We start from the raw sequence: 24,484 nt of genomic DNA on the forward strand, positions 1-24,484 counted from the left end.
TTGAACCATGGAAAGGTGCTTCGCATGCAGGCTCTCAGGCAGATCGTGATCGTACCGGAACAGGAAGACGACCTCGTCGCGGAGGCGATCCGCGACGTGCTTGTGGCCGACGTCATCGATCAGGCCACGAAGGACCGGCTGGTGGATGGGCTGACCGTCCTGAAGACCGGGCTGCCCTGTTCCGACGCGGGCTGCACCGGATGCGTCCACCGCCGGTCCTGCGAGCGTTTCATCGAAAGCATCCTGTGGACCAGCTGACCCCAGGACCTTGCCTGGTCCAATCCGGATGGGGGCGGCCTCCCTCTTTGGAACCGGCGGGGCTGTGACGGTCGTCACCGCGTAAACCGAAAACCATGCTAAAATGCCGTCTTAACGGTCCACGGCAGCGGCTTCACGGGTAGCGGCTTCAGGCGGTGCGGTGGACCGGAGATTCGCGTCTTGAGGTCGGTATGGGCTTTTCGGTGACCTTCTGGGGGGTTCGGGGCACGGTCCCTTGCCCGCTGCCGTCCCATATGGGCTTCGGCGGCAACACCAGCTGCGTCGAGGTTCAGGCGGGCGACCAGCGCATCGTCATCGACGCGGGCACCGGCATCCGCATGCTCGGCAAGCGCCTGCTGAAGGAGGGCGCTGCCGAGGCGACCCTGCTGATGAGCCACACCCACCTCGACCACATCTGCGGCTTTCCCTTCTTCGCTCCGGCCTACACCAAGGGCTTCCACCTGCGCATCGTCTCCGGCCACCTGAATGGCACCCCCGGCATCGAGGCGGCCATGGCCCGGCAGATGGAGCGCCCCCTGTTCCCGGTGCCCATGCGCACTATGGGAAGCAACATCGTGTTCGACGAGATCACGGCCGGCGACCAATTCGCGCTGGGCGAAGGGGTGCAGGTCCGCACGGCGCGGCTGAACCATCCGGACGGCGCCACCGGCTATCGCGTCGAGCATCTGGGCAAGTCCTTCGCCTATGTGACCGACACCGAGCATGTGCCGGGCCATCCCGACCGCAACATCCTGGATCTGATCGACGGCGCCGACCTCGTGCTCTACGACAGCACCTACACGGACGAGGAATGGCGGAACCGCATCGGCTGGGGACATTCGACCTGGACCGAGGGCGTCCGGCTGGCCCAGGCGGCGGGGGTCAAGCGGCTGGTGCTGTTCCACCACGACCCCGACCATGACGACGCCACCATGACCGCCATCGAGGCGGCCGCCCAGGCGGTGTTCCCGGACTGCTTCGCCGCGCGGGAAGGGATGACGGTCACGCTGGCCTGACCTCGGCTTGGCGCCTATGGTCTGACCCGGTGCCGGGCCGTTATAGAGGGGCTTCCTCCACCCCGCAGCGAACCCCCATCCATGCCCATTTCCTTCCTGGCCGTCCCGCCCATGACGCTGACGGTCGTCGCGCTGTTCGTCCTCACCTATGTCGGCATGGCGCTGGGGCGCTTCCCCGGACTGCGCATCGACCGCACCGGCATCGCCCTGGTCGCGGCCATCCTTCTGCTCGCCATCGGGGCGCTGGAATCGGGGCAGGTGACCGAGGCCATCGACTTCCCGACCCTGTTCATCCTGTTCGGGCTGATGGTGCTGTCCGCCCAATACGCGGCCAGCGGCTTTTACGACTGGTGCGCCCTGCGGGTGGCGCAGGCGGCGCGTTCCCCGGCCCGGCTGCTGGCGGTGACGGTGGCGGTGGGCGGCGGCTTGTCGGCGATCCTCGCCAACGACGTGGTGGTCTTCGCCATGACGCCGATGCTCTGCGTCGGACTGCTGGCGCGCCGGCTGGACCCGCGGCCCTACCTGATCGGTCTGGCCGGAGCGGCGAACGCCGGCTCGGCGGCGACGGTGATCGGCAACCCGCAGAACATCCTGATCGGCCAGATGGGGCATCTGGATTTCTGGCGCTTCCTGGCGGTCTGCGGGGTGCCGGCGCTGGTCGGCCTCGTGGTGGTGTATGTCGTGGTGTGGCTCGCCTGGCGGGGCCGCTTCGGCGAGCCGGATGACGGCGCGGCGGGCAGCGGGGCGACCGGGGAGGGCGGGGCGGAGCCGGTGACGCTCGACCGGGCGCAGCTCGGCAAGGCGGTGGTGGCGACCCTGGTGCTTCTCGGCCTGTTCACCACCGACCTGCCGCACGAGATCGGCGTGCTGCTGGTCGCCGGGGCGATGCTGATCAGCCGGCGGCTGGCCTCGCGCGGGATGCTGGGCATGGTGGACTGGCACCTGCTGGTCCTCTTCGCGGCGCTGTTCGCCATCAACCACGCGCTGAAGCTGACCGGCCTGCCCGCCGAGTTCGTGTCGGGGCTGGAGGCCGCCGGCTGGCTGCCCGACCGGCTGGCGGTGATGACCCCGCTCGCCCTGGCCGCCAGCAACAGCATCGGCAACGTGCCGGCGGTGATCCTGCTGCTCGCCGCCTGGCCGTCGCCGCCGGAGGGGGCTCTCTACGGGCTGGCGATCCTGTCCACGCTGGCCGGCAACCTGCTGATCCCCGGCAGCCTCGCCAACATCATCGTGGTGGAGCGGGCGGCGGCCTCCGGCGTCCGGCTCGGCTTTGTGGAGCACGCCCGTTGCGGCATCCCGATGACCCTTTTGTCGATGGGATTCGCCGTTATGTGGTTGTGGAGCACCGGCTGGATGCGTCTGAGCTGATTTTTCTCCTTATGGGCTATGCGAATGGTGCCGCCCCTCTCCGTCCGGGGCATTGCCCTCTCTTCGCAAAGCAAAAAACTTGGGGTGGCCTGTTCAAGGCAGCCCCAAGGCACCGATGCCCGAAGCTCAGACGCCCGAAGCACAGACGAAGGACGGAAACCGCATGTCAGAAGCCCAGACGCCCCGGACGCTGGACACCGGAGCCCAGGAACGGCCTCGGGAAACGCCCTGGGAGACGCCGGTCATCGCGGTGGTGGTCACCCACAACCGTCTGGCCCTGCTGAAGACTTGTCTGGCGGCCATCCATGGGCAGGAGCCGCGGCCCGACCGCATCGTCGTGGTGGACAACGGCTCCAGTGACGGCACCGCGGAATGGCTGGCCGAGCAGCGGGCCGTGATGCCGGAGCTTCTGGTGGTCCGGCAGGCCAACATCGGCTCCGCCGGCGCTTACCACACCGCCTTCGCCACGGCGCTGGAACTGGGCGCCCGCTGGATCTGGAGCACCGACGACGACGGCATCCCGGCGCCGGGCGCGCTGGCTGAACTGCTGCGCCAGGGCGAGCGGCACGACCTCGACCTCGTTGGGCCGACCGTGGTCGCGGCGGAGGACCGCGGCGACCTGGCCTTCACCATGCAGGGCTTCACCAAGGCCGACGCCTTCGCCGCCGCGGCGCAGGACGGCATCGTGCCGGGCGCCATCGCGCTGTTCAACGGGACCCTGCTGCGCCGCCGCGTGTTCGAGCGGATCGGCAACATCAAGCGCGAGATGTTCATCTGGGGCGACGAGTGGGAGTTCACCCTGCGCGCGCGCCGGGCCGGGCTGCGCGACGGGACGGCGGTGCACGCCCTGCACGTCCACCCGCGCAACCGCCGCACCCAGCGTCCGCTGGTCGGCGGCTTTCTCGGCACGATCGAGGAGATGCCGGAGAACCGCGCCCCCTATTTCTTCCGCAACATGGGCTACATCCATGCCACCTACGAGCGCAAGTCCATCGCCCGCATGATGGTCAAGTACACGCTCTATTACCTGCTGCACCGGCGCGCCGACGTGAAGGGGCTGCGCGGCTTCTGGACCCATTACCGGGCCGGCCTGCAGAACCGCTATCCGCAGGACCTGCAGGCATCCCCCACGGCGGCGGCTCCTGTAGCCGCCTCTGGCGCTCCGCCCCAGTCCTTCCCGAAAAGCGTCTGAGGGGGGCCGCATGTTCAGGGATTTCACCCTCGACGGGCGGGCGGCGTCGCGTACCGAGTCCGTGTATGTCTGGCCCGCCGCCCTGCTGATCCTGGTGGCGGCTTCGGTCCCCGTCTGGATGTTCGAGATTCCGGCGCTGGGCGACTACGTCAACCACGTCACCCGCATGTACGCCCTGGCCGATCTCGACCAGGACCCGGCGCTGGCGCAATTCTACATGGTGCGCTGGGCGATCATCCCCAATCTGGTGATGGACATCGTCGTGCCGCCTCTGGCCAAGCTGATCGGCGTGCACACGGCGAGCCGGCTTTTCGTCACCGCCAGCTATCTGGTTCTGGTGACCGGCTCCATCGCGCTTTACCGTGCCGTCTGGGGCCGGGTGGAGTTGGGGCCGCTGGCCGCCGGGCTGTTCCTCTACACGCTGTCCACCTACATGGGCCTGTTCAATTACCTGTTCGGGCTGGGGCTGGCGCTGTGGGGAATCGCCGGCTGGATCGTCATGCGGGAGCGCGCGCCCTGGCAGCGCGGGCTGGCCTCGCTCGGCATCGTGCTGCTTCTGTTCATCTCGCACCTGTTCGCCCTCGGGCTCTACGGCCTGACGCTGCTGGCCTTCGAGGGCTGGCGGCTGTGGCGGAGCGGTGGCTGGCGCGAACCGCGGCGGGCGCTGCCGGACGCGCTGGCCTTCGGTCTGCCCTTCCTGATCGTGCCGCCGCTGCTGCTGATGAGCCCGTCGTCGGGCTTCGCCGACGCGGTGCTGTGGGTCGGCACGGCGAAGCTGATGGGCTTCGACTTCTTGTTCGGCGGCTATGCCGATACGGTTGGCTATGTGACGGGGATCGCGGTCGGGCTGGGCATCGCCTGGGGCCTGTGGAGCGGGGCGCTGCGGGTCCATCCGGTTGGCGCCATCACCATCGCGCTGGGGCTGGTGGTCTATGCGGCGATGCCGCTGGTCCTGTTCGGCTCCTGGTTCGCCGACAGCCGCCTGCCCATCGGCATCGCCTTCGTTGCGCTGGGCTTCGTGCGCTGGGAGTTGGCGACCTCAGCCATGCGGGCGGCCTTCCTCTCGGTGGTGGTCGCGCTGTCGCTGCTGCGCAGCGCCGACGCCGGGGTGGGGCTGGCCAAGGTGGACCCGCTGCTGGAGGAGGTGCGCCAGTCCCTGCACCGGATTGAGCCGGGCAGCACGGTGCTCGCCACCTACGCCGACGAGGCGCTGCACAAGTCGATCTTCCGCGCCACCCAGTTCACCGACGACCGTGCCCTGTCCTTCGGCCTGCACCACGCGCCGGTGCTGGCGCTGATGGAGCGCTCCAGCCTCGTGCCCATCGCCTTCACGCATCCGGGCAAGCAGGTGCTGTTGCTGAAGCCGGACTATGCGGACCTGGACGGCGATTTCACCTACATGCCGCGCATCGGCTACGTCGCCGACGCGGTGCGCCAGCCGGGCTTGCGCGACAACCATTACTGGGCCGACTGGCCCCGGCGCTTCGGCTACGTCTATGTGCTGTTCAGCGAGCCCGGTCGTGCCAACCCCGTGCCGGAGCATCTGACGCTGGTGCAGGAGGGGCGGTACTTCCAGCTTTACAAGGTGAAGTGAGGCGGGCGGTTGCCCCCTCCCCGGCCCTCCCCCGCGTTGCGGGAGAGGGTGCCTTCTGCGAAGCGGCGGCAGTCCGGCGGGCGACCGTCCCCGTACCACCGACGGAAGGGAGGGGGAGGGTTAGGGAGGGGGCAAAGCCCCTCAGGCCGCCCCTTCCGCTCCCCAGACGAACTGGTCGAACATCGGTTGGATCACCGCCTCGCCGATGTCGCGGGTGATGAAGACGATCTTGGAGCGGTGGTCCTCGCCGGGCCATTCCTGGAGCTGGACCGGCGGATGGAACATGTGCTGCACGCCGTGGACGACGACCGGCAGTGGGCTTTCCTTCACGTTCAGCAACCCCTTGATGCGCAGCAGGTTCTCCCCGCCGGTGGCGATCAGGGCCTCCATGAAGTCGACGAAGTTGTTCCACGGGATCGGCTCGTCCACCACCATGCAGAAGGCGCGGATGTGGTCGTCGTGCCGGTTGGTGTCGTGGTGGTGGTGATCGTGCCCGCAGTCGGGACCGCAGGCGTCGCCATGCCCGTGTTCGTGGTGATGGTGGTCATGATCATGGTCATGCCCGTGATCATGATGATGGGCCTGCTCGTCGCGGTACGCCTCTTCCCGGAGCCAGCGCGCCACGTCGGGGCTCTTGGTCTCCGGGTTGTAGAGGCCGGCGTCGAACAGCAGAGCCGGATCGACCTCGCCGAAGGCGGCGGGAATCTGCGGAGCCGCCGGGTTGATCGCCGACAGGCGCTGGCACAAGGCGAGCGTCGTGTGGGGCGTGGCGAGGTCGGTCTTGGTCAGCACGATGCGGTCGGCGACGGCGGCCTGCTTCACGCTCTCCGGCTGGCGGTCGAGTTGGCTGGCGCCGTGCACCGCGTCCACCGTGCTGATGACCCCGTCCAGGCGGAAGCGGGCGGCCAGCAGCGGGTCGCTCATCAGCGTGTGGATGATCGGGGCCGGGTCGGCGAGGCCGGTGGTCTCCACCACCACCCGGTCGAACTCCGGGATGTCGCCGCGCACGCGCTTCAGGAACAGGTCGCGCAGCGTGTCGACGAGGTCGCCGCGGATGGTGCAGCACAGGCAGCCGCTGTCCATCAGCACCATGTTCTCCGACGCCTTGGCGACCAGCAGATGGTCCAGCCCGACCTCACCGAACTCGTTGATGACCACGGCGGTGCGGGCCATGCCGGGATGGTGCAGGAGCCGTTGCAGCAGCGTGGTCTTGCCGCTGCCGAGGAAGCCGGTCAGCACCGAGACGGGCAGGCGGGGCGCCGGTTGGGCGGCGGGGGTGGGTGCGGCGGTCACGGGGTCTTCTCCTGGCAGTCGGTGCATGTGCCGCGCACCTCGACGGTGGGGCGGCTGACCTGGAAACCATGCTCGGCGGCGATCGTGCCGATGGCGGCGCGGATGCGCGGATCGTCGATCTCCACGGCGTTGCCGCAGGTCTCGCACACCAGGAACTGCCCGGAATGGACGGCCCCCGGCGCCGCGCAGCCGATGTAGGCGTTCAGCGATTCGATACGGTGGACCAGCCCGTGCTCCACCAGGAACTCCAGCGCGCGGTAGACGGTCAGCGGGGCGGTGGCCTTGCCCTCGCGCTGGCTGAGGTCTTCCAGGATGGCGTAGGCGCCGCGCGGCTTGTGGCTGTTCCAGACCAGCTCCAGCACCTGCCGGCGCAGCGCGGTCAGCCGGGCGCCGCGCTCCGCGCACAGGGCGTCGGCGCGCGTCAGCGCGTCGGCGATGCAATGCGCGTGGTCGTGCCCATGCCGGGAGGCCGGGCCGGCGGTGGGTTGGGGATCGGTGGTCATGGCGTTATCTTATTACATCGCCGGACGCCGACACCAGACAAAGAAGAAGGGCGGCCCCGGACGCGGGGGCCGCCCTTTCAGGCGTGTCGCTCGATTGGGGGCGGTTCCCCGACCGGTTAGAGACCGATCACGCCGCCGTCCTTCTTGGTGATGGCGACCACCGACGGGCGCGGTGGCATGTTGGGCTTGAAGTCGGGCCAGCGGGTCGCCGGGTCCTCGAAGGAGGAGAGCTTGCCCTTGAAGCCTTCCCACTGGTCGACGCCATCGGTGGCCGGGTGCTGCACGGCGACGAACAGGGTCTTGTCGTCGGTGGTGAAGCAGGGGCCGCACATCTCGGCCCCCACCGGCACGCGGTAGAACATCTTGGACAGGCCGCGCAGGTCGCCTTCGGTCTCCACGGCCCAGACGCCGTCGGCGGTGCCGGACGCCTTCTTCCAGTTCTCGCCCTGGTCGGTGGTGATCCACAGGCGGCCGCGGTGGTCCACCGCCGCGTTGTCAGGGCAGGAGAACCAGCCGTTGGCCGAGGTGTCGGCGTGGAACTGCGCGCCGACCTTCTCGTCCGCCGGGTTGCCGCCGCGGACCAGGATCGTCCACTCCGCCTTGGTGGCGGCGTGGTTGCCGTTCTCCGGCAGGATCTCGACGATGTGGCCCCAGTTGTTCTCGGCGCGCGGGTTGGTCGCGTCCACCTGCTCCGGCTTGCGGCGGGAGTTGTTGGTGAGGATGACGTAGACCTTGCCGGTCACCGCGTTGACCTCGATGTCCTCCGGGCGGTCCATCTTGGTGGCGCCCAGCGCGTCGGCGGCGAGGCGGGCGTTGATCAGGACGGTGGCTTGGTCGGGGAAGCCCTTCTCGGCGGTCAGCGGGCCCTGGCCGTGGACCAGCGGCAGCCATTCGACCGAGGCGTCGGCCTTGAACTTCGCCACGTAGAGCGTCCCGGTCTCCAGGATGTCCATGTTGGCGGCGCGGTTCTTCGGGTCAAACTTCTTGGCCGCGACGAACTTATAGACATAGTCGAAGCGCTCGTCGTCGCCGGTGTAGGCGACCACGGTGCCGTCCTTGCCGAGCGCGATCTGGCAGGCCTCATGCTTGAAGCGGCCGAGCGCCGTTCGCTTCTTCGGGGTCGAGGTCGGGTCGTACGGGTCGATCTCGACGATCCAGCCGAAGCGGTTGGACTCGTTCGGCTCCTTGGCGATGTCGAAGCGGTCGTGGTGGACGCCCCAATTGTACCACTCGCCGGGGAAGCCGTAGCGCTTCAGCACCTTGGCGTTCGGGTTGGTGTCCTCGACCTTGCCCCAGAAGTAGCCGTTGAAGTTCTCTTCCGCCGACAGCCAGGTGCCCCAGGGCGTCATGCCGCCGGAACAGTTGTTCAGCATGCCGCGGACCATCGTGCCGGTCGGGTCGTAGCTGGTCTTCATCAGGGCGTGGCCGGCGGCCAGGCCGGTGATGGCGCAGGCCGTCTCGCCGGTGATGCGGCGGTTGTAGCGGGAGTCCGCCACCGTCACCCACTTGCCCTTGACCTTGCGGATCTCGACGACGGTACCGCCGTGGGCGGCCATCTCGATGTCCACCAGCGTCTTGGTCATGCGGGCGAACTTGTCCTTCTGCTGCTCCACGCCGACGCCGGGGAACATGACCTCCTCGTCGGTGTACTCGTGATTCACGCAGAGCAGGGCGCGGTCCGGCGACTGCGAGCCGAGCGGCAGCGGGGCGTAGCCGACGAAGTCGTTGTTGTAGCCGAACTGCTTCGACTGCGCCTCGGCCGACTGGTTCATCGGGTCGAAGGCCGGCGCGCCGGGGACCACCGGGTCGCCCCAGCGGATCAGGATGTCGGCGTCGTAGCCGGATGCCACGTGATGGTCGGCGTCGACACCGTGAGCCACTTCCTGGAAGGAGAAGCTGGCCTTGGCCGGGCGCGGGGCGCCGGTCACGGCGGCCTCGGCCGCGCGGGTCGGGGAGAGCAGGGCGGCCGGGCCGATCAGGGCGCTGACCGCCGCACCGGTCAGCATGCCGCGCATCATGTCGCGGCGGCCGAGGCGGGCGTTGATGACGTCGCCCATGGTCGGGTTTTCGGACGGGTTGGAGCCGATGTCCTCGCGGCCCTCGAAGGTCAGATACTTGGTGCCCTTCTGGGGCAGGTCATGGGTGTCCATCGGTGTGCCTCGTCTCTTTCCGCAAATTTATTTTGGGTGGGGGCGGGCGCACCTTACCGGGGGCCTGTGACGGTTTCTTTGCACTCCCATGAAGGCGGAATGAAAACGCATGGTCGGGTTTTACGATCCCGCAACGATCAATCGCCGGCTTTCTTGACCTCGTTGAAGGCGGCCAGCGCGCGGTCTCGGGCGGTGCCGTGGTCGACGATCGGCCGCGGGTAATCCTTGCCGATCTTCACATTCGCCTGCCGCAGCACTTCGTCCGGGGCCTCCCACGGCTTGTGGATCCAGCGGTTGGACAGCTTTTCCAGTTCCGGCACATAGCGCCGGACATAGGCCCCCTCCGGATCGAACTTCTCGCCCTGGAGGATCGGGTTGAAGACGCGGAAGAAGGGGGCCGCGTCGGCGCCGCAGCCGGCCACCCATTGCCAGTTCCCGGCGTTGTTGCCGATGTCGGCGTCGACCAGCGTGTCCCAGAACCACGCCTCGCCCTCCTGCCAGGGAATCAGCAAATCCTTGATGAGGAAGGAACCGACGATCATCCGCACGCGGTTGTGCATCCAGCCGGTCTGCCAAAGCTGCCGCATTCCGGCGTCGACAATGGGATAGCCGGTGCGCCCGCGCTGCCACGCGCGGAGGCCCGCCTTGTCCGTCCGCCAGGGGAAGCGGGCGAAGCGCGCGTCCAGCGGCGTGTCCGGAATGCCCGGCTCCTCGCGCAACAGATGGTGGTTGAACTCCCGCCAGCCGAGTTCCCGCAGGAAGGCTTCGGCGCCGGCTGCCAACTCATGCCGCTGGTCTGCGGCGTGGCGGGTGGCGTGCCAGATCTGCCGTGGGCCGATCTCCCCGAAGGCGAGGTGCGGCGACATCGCCGAGGTTCCATCATGGTCCGGGCGGTCGCGCTCCGCCGGGTAGGCGGCGACCGGACCTTCCAGGAAATCGGCCAACCGCTCCCGCGCCGCCTCCTCGCCGGGCTCCCAGCGCTCGCGCAGGCCGCCGGCCCAGTCCGGCGCGCTGGGCAGCAGATCCCAGTCCTTCAGCGACTCGCTGGACACCGGCTTGGCCGGCGGGGTCAGCTTGGTCGGCGCGCGGGTGGGGCGCGGCGGTTCCGGCATCGACAGCAGCGCCTTCCAGAAGGGCGTGAAGACCCGAAAGGGCGTGTCCGACTTGGTGCGGATGGTTCCCGGCTCGAAGAGCAGAGCGGCGTTGTGGGGGTGCACCGTCACGCCGCGCACGCTCAGCCGTTCGACCACCCGGCGGTCGCGGGCGATGGCGGTCGGGCCGGCGCGGCGGTTGCACAGCAGCGTGTCGGCGCCGGTCTCCTCCGCCAGTGCCGCCAGCACGGCGGCGGGGTCGCCGCTGCGCAGCACCAGGGGCGAGCCGAGCTTAGCCAGCGCCTTGCCCAGCCGCTCCAGGCTGCCATGCAGCCACCAGCGGGAGGCGGCGCCGGGAAGCCAGGGGTCGTGGGCGTCCTTCTCACGGATGTAGACCGGGATGACCGGCGCCCCATCCTCCGCCGCGGCGCTGAGCGCCGGGTTGTCGGCAAGGCGAAGATCGTTGCGGAACCAGACGAGGATGGGGGATTGATCGGTCGTCATCGGCCAACTTTAAGGACATGGACAGAAGAACGGGCATGCCAAAACGCCGCAGCCAATGACCACGGTCAGTGGCTCTTGCTACGCGGCGCCAATTGTTCCGGATCACCACGGCGGCGAAAATTTTTCCTGGGGAAATCCTATTGACGGCGATTTCCGCACCGCTATTTCCGCCTTCGCTGCCACGACGTGGAGCCGGAGGCACGGCGGCCGACGGCGCCGGTTCCACGGTCGGGGGAGGAACGAGACGTCATCAACGGAGGAAACCACATGTCCCGCCTGTCACGCCTGCTGACCGCCGCCACCGTCGCCCTGCCGCTGTCCCTCGCCGCCATGTCCGCCAAGGCGGCGGACATCGTGGACACCGCCGTCTCGGCGGGCCAGTTCAAGACGCTGGTCCAGGCCGTCCAGGCCGCCGGCCTCGCGGACACGCTGAAGGGCAGCGGTCCCTTCACCGTCTTCGCCCCGACCGACGAGGCCTTCGCCAAGCTTCCCGCCGGCACGGTCGAAAATCTTCTGAAGCCGGAGAACCGCGAGAAGCTCCGCTCCGTACTCACCTATCATGTGGTGTCGGGCAAGGTGACTTCGGCCGATATCGCCGGCAAGACGGCATCGCCGAAAACCGTGCAGGGCACCACCGTGGACATCGACGCGACGAAGGGCGGCGTGATGGTGGACAACGCGAAGGTCGTGAAGCCCGACATCATGGCGTCCAACGGCGTCATCCACGTGATCGACACGGTCATGATGCCGAACTGACGTTCTGTCTTTTCATCGAGGTCCCTCCTGCCGGACGTTTCACCGCCAGTGCCGGCAGGACCACTCGCCCGGAGAGTTCCCCCGACTCTCCGGGCTTTTTCTTGTCAAGCCTTGTCCGGAGAGAGGCGGCTGCGCGGGAAGCGGTGGACCTTGCCGCGGGCCAGCAGATGCACCTCGAACCGCGCCGCCAGCAGGCCGGACACCGCCGGGTCCAGCACGTTCAGCCCGCCCGCGAAAGCGCCGAAGGCCGGCAGGATCAGCTTTCCCCCGTCGAAGGCGAAGCAGCGCTCCCGCACCCGCCGGCCCGGCACGACGACGGCGGCCACCGGGTGCAGATGCCCCGACAATTCGCCGACGGCGCCGGGCACCGCCTCGTGCCGGAAGGTCAGCGGGCCGAGCGCCAACTCGTCCAGGATGCGCCCGCCGAACCCCTCCGGCGGTTCCGGATCGTGGTTGCCGGTGACCCACAGCCAGTCCGCCACCCGCCCGGTCAGGTCGCGCAGCCGCACCACGTCCCCCGCCTCCATGCGGCTCGCCGCCCGGCGGTCGTGGAAGCTGTCGCCAAGGCAGATCACCCGCTCCGGGGCCAGCCGCTCCACCAGCTCCGCCAGCCGGCCGAGCGTCGCCCGCGTGTCGTAGGGCGGCAGCATCCGCCCGCGCGCCGCGAAGGCGGAGCCCTTCTCCAGATGCAGGTCGGCGACCACCAGCGTCCGCTCCGCCGGCCAGACCAGCGCGCCGGAGGGATCGGGGGCCAGCGCGGCGCCCCGCAGGGTCATCGTCGTGTCCATGGTCATCACAACGTCAGCCGGCCCTGCTCATCACGGGACGAATCCAATTCCGGCATCGCCTCGGCCACCAGATCGGCGGCGGCCTGCTCCAGAAGCTCGTCGGTGGCGGAACCGTCCACCCGTTCCCGCCCGATCTCCAGGATGACCGGCACGGCGAGGGGGGAAATGCGGTCGAGGTCCTTGTGGGTAATGCGGCCCTTCACCCGGACCAGGAAATCCGACAGGCGCCGCACGTCGGTCAGCCCGCCCGCCGCGTCGGCGCGGGTGGCGCGCAGCAGCACATGGCCGGGGTCGTGCTTGCGCAGCACGTCGTAGATCAGGTCGGAGGAGAAGGTGACCTGCCGCCCCGACTTCTCCTGCCCCGGATGGCGGCGGTCGATGACCCCGGTGATCAGCGCCACGTTGCGGAAGGTCCGCCGCAGCATCGAGGACTCGTCCATCCAGGCTTCCAGGTCGTCGCCCAGCATGTCCTGGTCGAACAGCCCATCCATGTCCTTCGGCGTTCGCAGCGACCACACCGCCAGCACATAGTCGGTGGCGACGAAGCCGAGCGGGCCGCAGCCCATCCGCTCCATCCGCCGGGTCAGCAGCATCCCCAGCGTCTGGTGCGCGTTCCGCCCCTCGAAGGCGTAGACGACGAGGAAGCGCTTGCCCGCCTTGGGGAAGCTCTCCACCAGCAGCCCGTCGCGCGCCGGCAGGACGGAACGCCAGCGCTGGAGCCGCAGCCATTCCTGCACGTCCTCCGGCAGGCCGGGCCACTGCGCCGGGTCGGCCAGCATGGCGCGCACCCGGTCGGCCAGCGCCGTGGTCAGCGGCAGCCGCCCGCCGGCGTAGGCCGGGACCTTCGGCTCCCCGGTGCCCCCCTTGGCGACCTGCGCCTCCATCTCGCGGATGCCGAGGAACTTCAGCAATTGGCCGGCGAAGACGAAGGTGTCGCCGGGGGTGAGGCCCTGGATGAAATGCTCCTCCACCTCGCCGAGCACCGGGCCGCGGCTCAGGCGCACGCGCAGCATGGCCTCCTGCGTGATGGTGCCGACGTTCATGCGGTACTGCCGCGCCACCGCCGGCCCGGCCACCGCCATGCGCCCGTCCTCGCGCAGCGTCAGCCGATGGAAACGCTCGTAATTGCCGAGCGCGTAGCCGCCGGTCGCCACGAAGTCCAGCACGTCGTCGAACTCGTCCCGCGACAGCCCGGCGTAGGGGGAGGCGCAGACCACCTCGTCGTACAGGTCGTCGGGCCGGAACGGTTCCGCGCAGGCCATGCCGAGCATGTGCTGGGCCAGCACGTCCAGCCCGCCGGGGCGGGGCCGCTCGCCGTCCAGGCTCATGGCCGCCACGGCGTCGAGCGCGGCGCGGCATTCCAGCACCTCGAACCGGTTGGCGGGGACGAGCAGGGCGCGGCTCGGCTCGTCCAGCCGGTGGTTGGCGCGGCCGATGCGCTGGACCAGCCGGCTCGCCCCCTTCGGCGCGCCGATCTGCACCACCAGATCGACCGCCGCCCAGTCGATGCCGAGGTCGAGCGAGGAGGTCGCCACCACCGCCCGCAGCTTGCCCGCCGCCATGGCGGCCTCGACCTTGCGCCGCTGCTCCGCCGCCAGCGAGCCGTGATGGAGCGCGATGGGCAGCGTGTCGTCGTTGAGGCGCCAGAGTTCCTGGAAGACCAGTTCCGCCTGGGCGCGGGTGTTGACGAAGACCAGCGTGGTGCGGTGAGCGCGGATGCGCTGGTACACCTCCTTCAGCGCGTGCATGGCCATGCGGCCGGACCAGGGCAGCCGCTCGCGCGTCGTCAGGATGTCCACCTCGGCGGAGGCGCCGGCCCGCCCGGTGACCAGCCGCACGTCGCCGCCATCCGCGTGTCCGGTCTTGGACAGCCAGGCGAGCAGCTGCGCCGGCTCCGCCACGGTGGCCGACAGCCCGACCCGCCGGGCCTGCGGCGCCAGCCGGGACAGCCGCGCCAGCCCCAGCGCCAGCAGGTCGCCGCGCTTGGTCCCGGCCAGCGCGTGCAACTCGTCGATGATGACGCAGCGCAGGTGCCGGAAGATCGTCGCCGCGTCGGCGTAGGCGATCATCAGCGCCAGACTTTCCGGCGTGGTCATCAGGATGTGCGGCGGGTTGGCCCGCTGCCGCCGCCGCTTGGATTCGGGCGTGTCGCCGGTGCGGGTTTCGGTGCGGATGGGCAGCCGCATCTCGGCGACGGGCTCCTCCAGATTGCGCTGGATGTCCACCGCGAGCGCCTTCAGCGGCGAGATGTAGAGCGTGTGCAGCCCCTCGCGCGGGCGCTCCGCCAGATCGATCAGCGATGGCAGGAAGCCGGCCAGCGTCTTGCCGCCGCCGGTCGGCGCGATCAGCAGGGCGCTGTCCCCGGCCGCCGCCGCCTCGACCATGGCGAGCTGGTGCGGGTGCGGCGCCCAGCCCCGCGACCGGAACCAGCCCTGGACGTTGGCGGGGAGGAGGGGGGAGGGGAGTTCAGGCATGAGCGCTGGCTGTAATCAGGAATTGTATTCACGGTTGAGGAAAACTTCGTTCCACGTCATTCCTGCGAAAGCGAGAATCCAGGCATTGCACCACGCAACGTATTGGAAACACTATGTTCCTGCCTTCGTGGAAATGATATTTGAAAGCATTGTCAGAAAGTCGAACGGGCTGGCGAACGGCCAATGTTGGCGCCTTTGGGGAGGTGGTAAGAGATAAAGAAAATTCCAGTATCGTATCGTTTTTTATTTTCTTTTGGGAATGACTTTATGATGTTTGATACGACTTTGAGATCGCGAAGACTCAGGTGTCGTGCTGCATCGACTATGGTAATTTCCAGCAAGGTTTTCTCTTGGTTGTTTTCGTTGCGAGTATCAAATATTTTTACGATATCGCATAATGGAATATCTAGCTTCTCGCTAATGCGAATTAGCGTCTCCAATCTCGGCATGTTCTGCCCACGCTCCATCGCTGAAATCGCCTGAACGGAGCGCTCGATCAATCCTGCAAGGTCTTCCTGTGTAAGTCCTCGCTGCTCTCGAAGTTCGCGGAGCATTTTCCCGAATTGCTGCATCTCTTTCATGGATGGGATATCGTTTGAGCGTTTTCATCTGGAAAAGAAAGAGAGATTTTCTCGAGTATACTTAGGTCTCGAATGCTCAGTCGCTTTGTTGCTCTAATAATCGAAAATTCCAAATCCTCCCGATTTGGATCATGCGTAGCGTTTGGTTCGAATGCAATGAGCAGATTGCGCAGTGGAACGCTCATTTTTTCACTTATGTTGATGAGCGTTTCCAATTTAGGAAACGTCAAGCCGCGCTCCATTTTTGAAACTGCCTGAACGGAACGGTCAATCAACTCCGCAAGATCTTCTTGCGTGAGGTTTCGTTGTTCCCGAAGCGTGCGGAGCATCCGCCCGAATTCCTGCGTGCGTTCCATGTCCGGACTTTCATCCGGGCGAAGAGCGTTGACCATGTATCTGAAGCGCTGTAAACTTAAAGTAATTATTCAGTGCGGAACGGGTGTACCATGCGTCTGTCCGGTGTGTTGCTCATCATCTGGGGTGGACTGCTGGTGCCGCTTACCCTGCCGTGGACATGGGGGTACCGGAAGCAACTGGGCCTGATCGCCAGCCTCGACGAGATGACCATGAGCTTTCTCGGGGACAGGTTTCCTTACGCATACGTTGTGTCGTTTTCGGTGATCCTGGTGGGACTCGGGCTGTCGTGGATCGCCCTCGCCACGGTGTGGGACCCGCCCTGTCCGCGTGTGCGGGGTGTTTCGGGGAAGGACGAGGCGCCACCGTCCACAACGCCCCGGAAGTCGTCGTTGGAGGAGGTCATGGGCGACCGCCCCATCGACCCGATGAGGCTTCATTGAATGGCGCGTTGGCGAACCCTGAGCGCCGGTTGAGCCTCTGTCCTTCGCGGCGTTTGACGGCTTCGGGAGCTGTGGTATTTTACGAGGCAAGGAGGTGATGCGCCTTCGGTCTCCTGGAGGCGGAGCCGGTTTCCCGACCCCGCCCATTGGTTCCTTAGCGATCGCGGTCCTGGTTGAAGCCGGCTTCCAACTCGATCTTCATCCGGAACCAGAAGCGGCGGAACCACTTCAGGTACTTTTTCAAGCGCATCACCTCCTTTCGGATGCCGGACGGGTAGGGCCCGTCGGCACGCAACATCCAAAGGAATGCGTGGGCGTGGTCAACCGGGGATGTGGCTCGGTGGGATGGCTGCGGCACTTGGGCGCGTCGTCGGGGTGCGAGGGCTTGCCCCCTCCCTGACCCTCCCCCGCTCTCGGCGGACCGAAGGTCCGCCTGCCGCGTCAGCGCAAACCCTCGGTTTGCGCGAGAGCTTCGCAGGGGAGGGAAATTAGGCGCCGGTCACGATGCGGACGTGGATGGGCAGGGGGATCGTGCCGCCCTTGGCCTGCGCGTCGAAGCGACGGGTCACCTCGGCGTCCAGGTCGGCGCGCTGCCCGGCGGTGAGGTCGTGCAGGCGGTGGCCGAAGCTCATCTCCAGCGTGGCGCGCCAGAAGGGCTGGCCCTGGGGGGCCTTACGGACCGGGGTGATGTCGGTCTCGCTTACCGTGGCGAAGCCGGCGGCGTGCATCGCCTCCGCCAGAGGGCCGGGGGCGGCGAAGCGGAACAGCGGGTCCAGGCTGCGGTCCTCGCCCAACTGGGTGGCGACAGCGTCGCCCACCGTGTCGAACAGGGCGTTGCCGGCGCGCGGCCCCCAGACCATGAAGGCCGCCCGCCCGCCGGGGCGCAGCACGCGGCGCAGTTCAGCCAGGGCCGCCGCCACATCGGGGACGAACATGATGCCGAAGCGGCAGGTCACCCGGTCGAAGCTCGCCGCGGCGAAGGGCAGGGCGGTCATGTCGGCGGCGGCGAAGGCCGGGCGTAGCCCGTCGGCGATCCCCGCGGCGCGGCGCCGGGCGCCGGCCATCATTCCGGGCACGAGGTCGCTGCCCACCACCAGCCCGTCCGGACCTGTCCGCAACGCGGCGCTCAGCGCCGGTTCACCGGCCCCGGAGGCGAGGTCCAGCACCCGGTCGCCCGCCGTCACCCCGGCAGCGTCCAGCAGGGGTTGGTTCAGCTTGTCGGCCAGATCGGCCATCGGGTCGGCCCAGCGGTCCCAGGCGTCGGCGCTGGCGGTCCAGCGGGCGCGCTCGGCGTCGCCGTCGATGGGGCAGGTGGACAAGTCGGGCATGGTCAGTGGAGAAGCCTTGCGCTGCCGGTGATGCGGGGGACGGAGTCCGCGTCGCGCAGCCGCTCGTTCAGCGCCGCGACCTCCTCCGCCAGCTTGCGGTTCGCCTCGGTCAGGGATTGGACGCGGCCCTCGGCGGCTTGCTGCTGGGCGTTCAGGGTGGCGACGTTCTCGGCCAGCCGGCGGATTTGCTGCGATTGGCGGGCGCCGCCCTCGTTGACGCTGCGGCGGATCGAGCCGACGGCGGCGAGCACGATAACGCTGACCGTCGCGCCCGTCAGAAGGGCGGCGATGGCCAGAGCCCAGATCCAATCCCCCGTTGGCAGTTCCATGGCCGAAGCCGCCCCTGCGTTGCGTCCGGACCACCGGCGGCGACCCTCCGGTGAACCAATGGTTTCAGCATCCGATGAATTGCCGGGCGGGTCAAGCCGGGCACCGGAACGGCAAAAGGCCCAGCCGTTGCCGGCCGGGCCTTTCGTGAAACCGGGGGTGCGCTCCGCGGTCAGGCGACGGTGTCGTCGACCGGGCGGGCGGCCTTGGCGCGCATGTCCTTCAGATGGTCGCCGAAGGCGCGCAGGACCGGCATGATCCGCTGCATCTGGTCCGACGTGACGTGGGCGTCGGTCTTCAGGACGATGGTCGGCGCCTCCGACATCAGGCGCTTGGAGCGCATCGGACCGACCTTGTCGTCCATGAACATGGACAGCCCCATCAGAATGCCGAGCGTCACGTCATCGGGCGCCTTGGGCAGAGCCAGCACGTCGTGCAGCTCGTTGAGGAGGGTGTAGGCGACGATGGACGTGCGTTCGATGGTGTCAACGTCGGCGGCCATGGACATCGGCGTAATCCTTGAGGCGCTGAAAGTGTGCGATATGGCCAAAGGTTAGCGCTCGGATCGTAACCAAACTGTTAACCATCCCTCACCCGAGTCGCCACGAGTCGCTTTTTTCGAGTCGCAATCCCCGGTCGCCGAATCAGGAGGGACGACTCATGCCTCCGCGTGAGCCGACGTGCCGGTCATGGCCCGCTCCACCCGCTCGATGGCGGCCATCACCGCGTCCGGGCGGGCGTGCTGCGGCATGTGCCCGGTTTCCGCCAGCAGATGCAGCGTCGATCCGGCCACCGCGTTGTGCAGCTGTACCGCGTGGGCGTGGGGATCGACGATGCGGTCCTCCCGTCCCGCGACGACCGCCATCGGGCAGCGGATCTCGGAATAGCGCGGCGCCATCGCCGCCACGCCGGGGATCAGCGCAGCGAGTTGATCGGCGGCGGCTTCCAACTGCGTCGGGCGCAGCAGAAGGTCGGGAGACAGTTCGTTGTAGCTGGGCGGCACGGGGTTCGGCTCGAAGATGCGGCGCATCAGCGGCGGCAGGATCAGCCGGTCCAGCGGCGGCAGGACGGTGTGGCTGAGCAGCGGACCGGCCGCCGGAATGGCCGGTCCCATGAAGGGAAGGAAATCGGGGCGCGGGGTCGGATGGGTGAAGGCGGACAGGATGACCAGACCGCCGATCTCCTCCGGGAAATCCAGCGCCCAGGCAAGCGCCACCGCCCCGGCCAGCGAATGGCCGACGACGATGGGACGCTCCAGCCCCAGCTTGCGGGTGGCGGCGCGCAGCAGCGCGGCCTGGGCGGCGGGACCGGCGTCGCGCCGCGGCGTCGCCTCGCTGTAGCCATGGCCGGGCCGGTCGAAGCAGATACAGCGCCGGTGCCGGGCCGCCTCGTCCAGAAGGCTCAGCGCCCAGTCGCCGGCGGTGGTGCCGTTGCCGTGCAGGAACACCACGGGGGGCGCCGTGCCGTCCTTCGACCCGCGCTTCGGCCCATGGTCGAGATAGTGCAGGCGGGTGCCGCCGACGCTCATGAAATGGCCGGTCGGCGGGTGCTCCTGCTCCGCCCGGTTGGTGCGGCGGCGAGTGTCCAGCCACAAGCCGGCCAGCAAACCGGCCGCGAGAGTCAAGCCGCCGCGCATCAGCGGACCCTCCGGCGGCGCGCTTGCGATGTGTCGGGATGACGTGTGGACTGCGGCATGGCCGGTCTCCTCCGAGTTGCAGGGGCGGGTTGCAGGGTCAGGGGAGCAACAGGAGGTGGATGGGGCGGTTCCGGTGCGCAGGGCCGCTATGTCTCAACATTGTTTCTACAAATTAAACTAAAATCTTATCATTCTTGCGACAGAAGGACGGGTAAACCGTCCACCGTTCGGAATTGGATCGACGCCATACCATGATGGTTTTTTCCAAAGCGGGAGTATCGCGATGAGCGCCGCCGCCAAGCAGCAGCCGACCCCAGCCGTGCCGGAGAGAGCCACGCCGGACAGCGCCGCCTCGGTGGGCGCGTCCCTGCCCGCCGTCTACACCGACCTCGGCCGCATCATCGAGAGCATGACCCGGCGTTTCCTGGACGTGCTGCGGATGGAGCTGGCGCGGATCGGGATCGACGACCTCAGCCCCGGCCAAGCCCTTATGCTGATCAACATCGGCGGCGAGGAGCTGTCGGTGCGCGATTTGCTGGAGCGCGGCTACTATCTCGGCTCCAACGCCTCCTACAACCTGAAGCATCTGGTGGAGGCGGGCTATGTCGACCGCTCCGCCTCGCAGCGCGACCGACGCACGGCGCGGCTCCGCCTGTCGGAGCGCGGCCTGAAGCTGTGCGAGGCGCTGCGCGGGCTGGAGGCCGTGCGGGGCGAGGCGCTGATCCGTACCGACGAGGAAGCCGCCGATCTGGAGACGACTTACCGCACGTTGCGCCGATTGGAGCGGGCGTGGAGCGATCTGATCCGCTACGATACGCCGGAGTACTGATCCCGAGCGTCCGTTCCGGAAGACCCAGCGCATGTCACAGCGGTCCCTGAGCCAGAAGGATGTCGAACGCCTGCTGGCCGCACCCGACGCCCAGGCGCGCATCGACACCATGACCCATCTGGTGCGCGACCTGGAGGCGGGGGACCTCGCCGAGGCGGAACGGGCGCTGGCCATGGACATCCTGCAACGCTTCGCCGCCGATGCGGTGACCGCCGTGCGCGAGGCGGTGGCGTGGCAGATCCACAACTCCTCCCTGCTGACGGAGGGGCTGGCGGAGAAGCTGGCCCGCGACGTGGACCGGGTGGCCTTTCCCATCCTGCGCCACGCGGAAAAGCTGAGCGAAGGCTTGCTCCTGGACATCCTGCGCGAACGGCGTCCGGCGAAGGAGCTTGCCATCGCCGGGCGCCGCTCCGTCTCGCCCGTGGTGTCCGACGCGCTGGTGCGCAACGGCAACGTCATCGTCATCACCGAGCTTCTGCGCAACCGGGGCGCCGTCATCCCGGAACCGTCCCTGCACAGCGTGCTCGACCGCTGGGGTGGCGTCGCCACGGTGAACGAGGCCATGGCGGCGCGGCCCGACCTGTCGGCGGCGGTGGTGGAGAAACTGATCCTCTTCGTGTCGGAGGAGATCCGCAACCGGCTGATCCGCACCCACCGGCTGAACCCCCGCCTGATCGGCATCCTGGTCGAGCGGGCGCGGGAGGCGGTGACCCTGCTCCTGCTGAAGCCGCTGACCCCGCGCGAGGCGGACGTGGAGCTTCTCGCCCGGCATCTGCTGATCCGCGGGCGGCTGTCGGCGCCGCTGCTCTTCCGCGCGCTGTGCGCCGGGGAGATCGCGCTGTTCGACGCCGGTATGGCGGTGCGCGCCAACCTGCCGCCGGAGAACGCCCGTCAGCTCGCCTGGGACGGCGGGCCGCACGCGCTGAAGGGGCTGTTCGCCAAGGCGGGCCTGTCCTTCACCCTGCTGAAGCCCTTCCGCGTCGCCATCGCGGTGGCGAAGGCACTGGACTACCGGGGCGGCGACGAGGGGCGCGAGCGTTTCCAGACGGAGGCCATCGCCACCCTGTTCGACGCCTGCGGCAACAGCCAGGACCGCGAGATCGACGACCTGCTGCTGCAACTGTTCGACCAGACCTCGGCGGAGGTGATCGAGAAGGCGCTGGAGCAGGCGGGGATGCCCTTCTCTCCGTTGAGCAACTGACTCACAAACTGAAGAACGTCTTCAGCCGGGCCAGCAGGTCATGCTCGGTCGCCGTCTGGGTCACGGCGGCGGTGGCGGTGGCCCGGCGGTGGGCATCGTTGCGGCGCTGGCGCAGGCCCATCAGGTCGGCCAGCCGGGCGGCCAGCTCCGGACGGCGGCGCAGGACGGGGTCGAGCGCCTCCTTGTCCAGCTCGTAGACCACGGCGTCGGTGTTGGCAATCACCGACGCGCTGCGCGGCTGGCCGGTCAGCAGCGACATTTCCCCGAACACATCGCCCGGCCCCATGTGGTCGAGCAGGAGCGTCCGCCCTCCGAAGGCCCCGCGCACGTCCAGCGCGCCCTCGGCCACCAGGAAGAGGGAGGTCCCGGTCTCGTCCTGGCGCACCACCGCTTCCCCGGCGGCGACGTGGCGCAGATGCATGCCGGAGGCCAGCTCATCGATCTCCTCAGGGCGGAAGGCGGCGAACAGGTCCACATGGGACAGCAGGTCCCGCCCCAGCCCCAGCGCCGAACAGGGCGGCGGGCGGTTGCTGCGGCGGCGCATCTCCTGCTTGGGGCTGGCCGGCTCCAGCCCGGCGCGGGCCAGATGCTCCAGGATGGTGGTCGCCACGGCGTCGCGGGTCGCGGCCAGCCGGGAATAGTCCGCCACCCAGAATCTTGCCTGATAGGTGACGCCGTTCAGCGTGATCGAGTCCACCATCACGTCGGGCCGCGGCTCGGTGGGAACGGCGTCGCAGCAGACGATGGCCGACAGGATGATCCGCTTGGCGCGGGCCACCGGCACCTCGGCGTCGAGGGTCACCGGAACCCCGGCACGGAAGCCGCTGCCGGGCTGGCTGTAGTTGGTGATGCGGTTGCCCGCTGCCAGCCCGTTCGGCACCACCAGCGCCGTGCCGTCCAGCGTGACCAGCCGGGTGGCCCGCCAGTTGATCTCGTCCACCCGCCCGGTGACGCCGGGGGTCAGCTCCACCCAGTCGCCGATGCGGTAGGGATGCTCGACGTTCAGAGCGATGCCGGAGAAGATGTCGGCGATCATGTTGCGCAGCGCGAAGCCCAGCACCGCGATCACCACGCCGGAGGTGGCGACCAGCCCGGTCACCGGCTGCCCCAGCACGAAGGCCAGGATGCCGAGAACTGCCAAGCCGTAGAGCAGGGCGCGCAGCAGATCGGTCAGCAGGCGCGGCATCGGCGTGGCGCGGGCGTTGCGCGCCACCACGAGGTCGATGACCCGCGATCCCAGCCATGCCGCTCCCAGCCACGCCACCGCGGCGAGCAGCGAGACCAGCGCGTCCGCCACCATGACGCCAGCGACCGGGGCGATGTGACCGGACAGCCAGGGGCGCTGGCCCGCCAGGCCGGCCGCCCCGAGGGTCAGCAGCGCCGGGGCCAGAAGGTGGCGGAAACCGAGGCGCGGCGGCGCGCCGGTGGGACCGACGGGAAGCGGGGCGAGGCGGGATGAATCGGGCATGCGGGACCGGCAACCTCCTGCCCCGTGACCTTCGCACCGCAGGCGGAACCGTCAAGCCCAAAATAGGAATAGGCGAAGCGGCCCCGGTCTTCGCGCAAAGTGGGGTGGTCGGGGATCACTTTCGTTCCTTAATATTCGGAGGGTGGGGAGAGAAAGGATGAGGCCCGAAAAACCGCGAACATTGTCCGCCCACCAAGCATAAGATTGAAACTCCCAAAGAGAAGAGCCAGAAGAGCGAGGTGCCCATGCCTCATGCCGCCATGATCGTGGCGGCCGCGCTGCTCCTGTTGCCGGGCGTGGCGTCGGCCCAAAGTGCGAACGCTCAAAGCGCGAATGGACGGGTGAAGGCGCCGGAAGGGGCGCGCGCCTACATCATGTGGCCGTCCAACGGCACCACCATCTCCGGCGGAAAGCTGTGGGTCCGCATGGGCTTGCAGAATATGGGCATCGCCCCGGCCGGCATCCGCAAGGAGGACACCGGGCACCACCATCTGCTGGTGGACTCCGATCTCGCCACCTACGACGAGCCGATCCCGAACACCAAGCAGTCGCTGCATTTCGGCGGCGGCCAGACGGAGGTGCGGCTGGAGCTGCCGCCGGGCCGGCACACGCTCCAGATGATCCTGGGCGACGCGGATCATATCCCGCACGACCCGCCGATCATGTCGCAGAAGGTCACCATCATCGTCCCTTAAGGGCATCGTCCCTCAACGGGAGCGCGACAGGGAGGAAGTCATGATGCGCACCGCCGCCGTCCCGGTCCTTCTGGCCGTCCTGCTCGCCGCCGGGCCGCTGGCCGCGCAATCATCGCCGGAGGCCGACCCGCTCGACAAGCCGCTGTCCGACACCACCAACACGCCGCAGCCGGCCAGCCCGGGGCACGAGCATGAAAGCACGCCCTCCACCCCCGACGCCGCGAAGTCCGGACGGACGGCGGCGCCGAAGGACGCCTATATCTACATCGGCTGGCCCAACGACGGCGAGGCGGTGAGGGGCCGCTTCAAGGTGTGGTTCGGCCTGCGCAACTTCGGCGTGGCGCCGGCGGGCGTGCGAAAGGACAACACCGGCCACCATCACCTGCTGGTGGACACCGACCTGCCGCCGATGGACGAGCCGATCCCCAACAACCGCAACTACATCCATTTCGGCAAGGGCCAGACGGAAACCTACCTGGAGCTGCCGCCGGGGCGGCACACGCTCCAGCTTCTGATGGGCGACGCCGAGCACATCCCGCACGACCCGCCGATCCTGTCCAAGAAGATCACCATCACCGTGCGTCCGGGCGGCGACAGCACGCGCGTGTCAGTGCGTTGATCTGGCCCGCTGATCC

At 68.4% G+C, this 24,484-nt stretch carries 24 protein-coding genes; 11 read left to right on the forward strand and 13 right to left on the reverse strand.

Translation table 11 applies throughout. From position 1 onward, the window contains the following. Positions 1 to 24: 24 nt before the first annotated feature. The 5 genes from ABAZ39_RS04890 (at position 25) to ABAZ39_RS04910 (ending at position 5,428) form a co-directional block, all read left to right on the forward strand. Positions 25 to 258: a hypothetical protein gene (locus tag ABAZ39_RS04890; protein ID WP_038527302.1), complete on the forward strand. Its 234-nt coding sequence runs from the start codon at positions 25 to 27 to the stop codon at positions 256 to 258. Positions 259 to 449: 191 nt separating this feature from the next. Next, positions 450 to 1,274, forward strand: coding sequence for an MBL fold metallo-hydrolase (locus tag ABAZ39_RS04895; protein WP_038527306.1), 825 nt, complete (start codon positions 450 to 452; stop codon positions 1,272 to 1,274). A gap of 81 nt (positions 1,275 to 1,355) precedes the next feature. Further along, a complete protein-coding gene (locus ABAZ39_RS04900; protein WP_081862879.1) occupies positions 1,356 to 2,642 on the forward strand; it encodes an SLC13 family permease in 1,287 nt (428 codons plus the stop codon). Positions 2,643 to 2,805: 163 nt separating this feature from the next. Then, entirely contained in the window at positions 2,806 to 3,834 is a 1,029-nt protein-coding gene (locus ABAZ39_RS32830) for a glycosyltransferase (RefSeq protein WP_051657802.1), read from the forward strand. 10 nt (positions 3,835 to 3,844) lie between these two features. Further along, complete coding sequence (locus ABAZ39_RS04910) at positions 3,845 to 5,428, forward strand: hypothetical protein (protein ID WP_038527309.1); 1,584 nt, start codon at positions 3,845 to 3,847, stop codon at positions 5,426 to 5,428. 141 nt (positions 5,429 to 5,569) lie between these two features. Here ABAZ39_RS04910 and ABAZ39_RS04915 read toward each other — a convergent pair whose 3' ends face one another. The 4 genes from ABAZ39_RS04915 to ABAZ39_RS04930 all read right to left on the reverse strand — a co-directional run bounded on the left by ABAZ39_RS04915 (position 5,570) and on the right by ABAZ39_RS04930 (position 10,969). After that, a complete protein-coding gene (locus ABAZ39_RS04915) occupies positions 5,570 to 6,748 on the reverse strand; it encodes a CobW family GTP-binding protein (RefSeq protein ID WP_103038902.1) in 1,179 nt (392 codons plus the stop codon). Continuing rightward, entirely contained in the window at positions 6,718 to 7,224 is a 507-nt protein-coding gene (locus tag ABAZ39_RS04920; RefSeq protein WP_038527312.1) for a Fur family transcriptional regulator, read from the reverse strand. Before ABAZ39_RS04920 ends, ABAZ39_RS04915 begins: the two co-directional genes overlap by 31 nt. A gap of 116 nt (positions 7,225 to 7,340) precedes the next feature. Beyond that, positions 7,341 to 9,374, reverse strand: a complete 2,034-nt coding sequence (locus tag ABAZ39_RS04925; protein ID WP_038527314.1) for a PhoX family protein — start codon at positions 9,372 to 9,374, stop codon at positions 7,341 to 7,343. A 137-nt stretch (positions 9,375 to 9,511) separates the two neighbouring features. Further along, positions 9,512 to 10,969: a cryptochrome/photolyase family protein gene (locus ABAZ39_RS04930; RefSeq protein WP_038527317.1), complete on the reverse strand. Its 1,458-nt coding sequence runs from the start codon at positions 10,967 to 10,969 to the stop codon at positions 9,512 to 9,514. 267 nt (positions 10,970 to 11,236) lie between these two features. Here ABAZ39_RS04930 and ABAZ39_RS04935 point away from each other — a divergent pair, with 267 nt between their 5' ends. Next, positions 11,237 to 11,725: a fasciclin domain-containing protein gene (locus ABAZ39_RS04935; protein WP_038527319.1), complete on the forward strand. Its 489-nt coding sequence runs from the start codon at positions 11,237 to 11,239 to the stop codon at positions 11,723 to 11,725. A 104-nt stretch (positions 11,726 to 11,829) separates the two neighbouring features. Here ABAZ39_RS04935 and pdeM read toward each other — a convergent pair whose 3' ends face one another. The 4 genes from pdeM to ABAZ39_RS33880 form a co-directional block, all read right to left on the reverse strand. Continuing rightward, the gene (gene pdeM / locus ABAZ39_RS04940; RefSeq protein WP_038527322.1) at positions 11,830 to 12,519 is read right to left on the reverse strand and encodes a ligase-associated DNA damage response endonuclease PdeM; all 690 of its coding nucleotides are present in this window, start codon (positions 12,517 to 12,519) and stop codon (positions 11,830 to 11,832) included. Beyond that, positions 12,519 to 14,987 carry a ligase-associated DNA damage response DEXH box helicase gene (locus tag ABAZ39_RS04945; RefSeq protein WP_038527325.1) on the reverse strand — a complete coding sequence of 823 codons (2,469 nt, stop codon included), beginning with the start codon at positions 14,985 to 14,987 and terminating at the stop codon, positions 12,519 to 12,521. Before ABAZ39_RS04945 ends, pdeM begins: the two co-directional genes overlap by 1 nt. A gap of 152 nt (positions 14,988 to 15,139) precedes the next feature. Next, positions 15,140 to 15,568 carry a helix-turn-helix domain-containing protein gene (locus ABAZ39_RS33875; protein ID WP_081862881.1) on the reverse strand — a complete coding sequence of 143 codons (429 nt, stop codon included), beginning with the start codon at positions 15,566 to 15,568 and terminating at the stop codon, positions 15,140 to 15,142. Next, entirely contained in the window at positions 15,565 to 15,924 is a 360-nt protein-coding gene (locus tag ABAZ39_RS33880; RefSeq protein ID WP_160174800.1) for a helix-turn-helix domain-containing protein, read from the reverse strand. The genes ABAZ39_RS33875 and ABAZ39_RS33880 overlap by 4 nt, the downstream gene beginning before the upstream one ends. Positions 15,925 to 16,014: 90 nt before the next feature. Between ABAZ39_RS33880 and ABAZ39_RS04950 the strand changes: the two genes are divergently transcribed. Beyond that, complete coding sequence (locus tag ABAZ39_RS04950; protein ID WP_038527328.1) at positions 16,015 to 16,365, forward strand: hypothetical protein; 351 nt, start codon at positions 16,015 to 16,017, stop codon at positions 16,363 to 16,365. 488 nt (positions 16,366 to 16,853) lie between these two features. Here ABAZ39_RS04950 and ABAZ39_RS04955 read toward each other — a convergent pair whose 3' ends face one another. The 4 genes from ABAZ39_RS04955 to ABAZ39_RS04970 all read right to left on the reverse strand — a co-directional run bounded on the left by ABAZ39_RS04955 (position 16,854) and on the right by ABAZ39_RS04970 (position 19,656). Beyond that, a complete protein-coding gene (locus ABAZ39_RS04955; protein WP_038527331.1) occupies positions 16,854 to 17,693 on the reverse strand; it encodes a class I SAM-dependent methyltransferase in 840 nt (279 codons plus the stop codon). Positions 17,694 to 17,695: 2 nt separating this feature from the next. After that, entirely contained in the window at positions 17,696 to 18,022 is a 327-nt protein-coding gene (locus ABAZ39_RS04960) for a hypothetical protein (protein ID WP_038527333.1), read from the reverse strand. Positions 18,023 to 18,192: 170 nt separating this feature from the next. Continuing rightward, entirely contained in the window at positions 18,193 to 18,522 is a 330-nt protein-coding gene (locus tag ABAZ39_RS04965; RefSeq protein WP_237903362.1) for a hypothetical protein, read from the reverse strand. A gap of 156 nt (positions 18,523 to 18,678) precedes the next feature. Then, the gene (locus tag ABAZ39_RS04970; RefSeq protein WP_051657803.1) at positions 18,679 to 19,656 is read right to left on the reverse strand and encodes an alpha/beta fold hydrolase; all 978 of its coding nucleotides are present in this window, start codon (positions 19,654 to 19,656) and stop codon (positions 18,679 to 18,681) included. 283 nt (positions 19,657 to 19,939) lie between these two features. Between ABAZ39_RS04970 and ABAZ39_RS04975 the strand changes: the two genes are divergently transcribed. Together ABAZ39_RS04975 and ABAZ39_RS04980 are read left to right on the forward strand one after the other, a co-directional pair. Beyond that, entirely contained in the window at positions 19,940 to 20,485 is a 546-nt protein-coding gene (locus ABAZ39_RS04975) for a MarR family winged helix-turn-helix transcriptional regulator (RefSeq protein WP_038527337.1), read from the forward strand. Positions 20,486 to 20,516: 31 nt separating this feature from the next. Then, on the forward strand, positions 20,517 to 21,686 hold the full coding sequence (locus ABAZ39_RS04980; RefSeq protein WP_038527339.1) for a DUF2336 domain-containing protein: 1,170 nt from the start codon (positions 20,517 to 20,519) through the stop codon (positions 21,684 to 21,686). A gap of 1 nt (position 21,687) precedes the next feature. Here the strand turns inward: ABAZ39_RS04980 and ABAZ39_RS04985 are convergent, their stop codons facing one another. Continuing rightward, positions 21,688 to 23,154, reverse strand: coding sequence for a mechanosensitive ion channel family protein (locus tag ABAZ39_RS04985; RefSeq protein WP_247874815.1), 1,467 nt, complete (start codon positions 23,152 to 23,154; stop codon positions 21,688 to 21,690). 245 nt (positions 23,155 to 23,399) lie between these two features. Between ABAZ39_RS04985 and ABAZ39_RS04990 the strand changes: the two genes are divergently transcribed. Together ABAZ39_RS04990 and ABAZ39_RS04995 are read left to right on the forward strand one after the other, a co-directional pair. Beyond that, on the forward strand, positions 23,400 to 23,849 hold the full coding sequence (locus ABAZ39_RS04990; protein ID WP_103038918.1) for a DUF4399 domain-containing protein: 450 nt from the start codon (positions 23,400 to 23,402) through the stop codon (positions 23,847 to 23,849). Between the two features lie 40 nt (positions 23,850 to 23,889). Continuing rightward, the gene (locus ABAZ39_RS04995) at positions 23,890 to 24,468 is read left to right on the forward strand and encodes a DUF4399 domain-containing protein (RefSeq protein ID WP_247874814.1); all 579 of its coding nucleotides are present in this window, start codon (positions 23,890 to 23,892) and stop codon (positions 24,466 to 24,468) included. The last annotated feature ends 16 nt before the right edge of the window (positions 24,469 to 24,484 follow it).

Origin of the sequence: Azospirillum argentinense (assembly GCF_000632475.1) — a bacterium.
GTDB lineage: Bacteria > Pseudomonadota > Alphaproteobacteria > Azospirillales > Azospirillaceae > Azospirillum > Azospirillum baldaniorum.

Excerpts from the sequence above, each read along its gene's own strand:
- ABAZ39_RS33875 (WP_081862881.1), bottom strand. The coding sequence starts at position 15,568 with ATGAAAGAGATGCAGCAATTCGGGAAAATGCTCCGCGAACTTCGAGAG.
- ABAZ39_RS04895 (WP_038527306.1), top strand. The coding sequence starts at position 450 with ATGGGCTTTTCGGTGACCTTCTGGGGGGTTCGGGGCACGGTCCCTTGC.
- ABAZ39_RS33880 (WP_160174800.1), bottom strand. The coding sequence starts at position 15,924 with ATGGAACGCACGCAGGAATTCGGGCGGATGCTCCGCACGCTTCGGGAA.
- ABAZ39_RS32830 (WP_051657802.1), top strand. The coding sequence starts at position 2,806 with ATGTCAGAAGCCCAGACGCCCCGGACGCTGGACACCGGAGCCCAGGAA.
- ABAZ39_RS04955 (WP_038527331.1), bottom strand. The coding sequence starts at position 17,693 with ATGCCCGACTTGTCCACCTGCCCCATCGACGGCGACGCCGAGCGCGCC.
- ABAZ39_RS04950 (WP_038527328.1), top strand. The coding sequence starts at position 16,015 with ATGCGTCTGTCCGGTGTGTTGCTCATCATCTGGGGTGGACTGCTGGTG.
- ABAZ39_RS04970 (WP_051657803.1), bottom strand. The coding sequence starts at position 19,656 with ATGCGCGGCGGCTTGACTCTCGCGGCCGGTTTGCTGGCCGGCTTGTGG.
- ABAZ39_RS04960 (WP_038527333.1), bottom strand. The coding sequence starts at position 18,022 with ATGGAACTGCCAACGGGGGATTGGATCTGGGCTCTGGCCATCGCCGCC.
- ABAZ39_RS04995 (WP_247874814.1), top strand. The coding sequence starts at position 23,890 with ATGATGCGCACCGCCGCCGTCCCGGTCCTTCTGGCCGTCCTGCTCGCC.
- ABAZ39_RS04925 (WP_038527314.1), bottom strand. The coding sequence starts at position 9,374 with ATGGACACCCATGACCTGCCCCAGAAGGGCACCAAGTATCTGACCTTC.
- ABAZ39_RS04900 (WP_081862879.1), top strand. The coding sequence starts at position 1,356 with ATGCCCATTTCCTTCCTGGCCGTCCCGCCCATGACGCTGACGGTCGTC.
- ABAZ39_RS04980 (WP_038527339.1), top strand. The coding sequence starts at position 20,517 with ATGTCACAGCGGTCCCTGAGCCAGAAGGATGTCGAACGCCTGCTGGCC.
- ABAZ39_RS04890 (WP_038527302.1), top strand. The coding sequence starts at position 25 with ATGCAGGCTCTCAGGCAGATCGTGATCGTACCGGAACAGGAAGACGAC.
- ABAZ39_RS04915 (WP_103038902.1), bottom strand. The coding sequence starts at position 6,748 with ATGCACCGACTGCCAGGAGAAGACCCCGTGACCGCCGCACCCACCCCC.
- ABAZ39_RS04990 (WP_103038918.1), top strand. The coding sequence starts at position 23,400 with ATGCCTCATGCCGCCATGATCGTGGCGGCCGCGCTGCTCCTGTTGCCG.
- ABAZ39_RS04910 (WP_038527309.1), top strand. The coding sequence starts at position 3,845 with ATGTTCAGGGATTTCACCCTCGACGGGCGGGCGGCGTCGCGTACCGAG.
- ABAZ39_RS04930 (WP_038527317.1), bottom strand. The coding sequence starts at position 10,969 with ATGACGACCGATCAATCCCCCATCCTCGTCTGGTTCCGCAACGATCTT.
- ABAZ39_RS04965 (WP_237903362.1), bottom strand. The coding sequence starts at position 18,522 with ATGGCCGCCGACGTTGACACCATCGAACGCACGTCCATCGTCGCCTAC.
- ABAZ39_RS04945 (WP_038527325.1), bottom strand. The coding sequence starts at position 14,987 with ATGCCTGAACTCCCCTCCCCCCTCCTCCCCGCCAACGTCCAGGGCTGG.
- ABAZ39_RS04975 (WP_038527337.1), top strand. The coding sequence starts at position 19,940 with ATGAGCGCCGCCGCCAAGCAGCAGCCGACCCCAGCCGTGCCGGAGAGA.
- ABAZ39_RS04935 (WP_038527319.1), top strand. The coding sequence starts at position 11,237 with ATGTCCCGCCTGTCACGCCTGCTGACCGCCGCCACCGTCGCCCTGCCG.
- ABAZ39_RS04920 (WP_038527312.1), bottom strand. The coding sequence starts at position 7,224 with ATGACCACCGATCCCCAACCCACCGCCGGCCCGGCCTCCCGGCATGGG.
- ABAZ39_RS04985 (WP_247874815.1), bottom strand. The coding sequence starts at position 23,154 with ATGCCCGATTCATCCCGCCTCGCCCCGCTTCCCGTCGGTCCCACCGGC.
- pdeM (WP_038527322.1), bottom strand. The coding sequence starts at position 12,519 with ATGACCATGGACACGACGATGACCCTGCGGGGCGCCGCGCTGGCCCCC.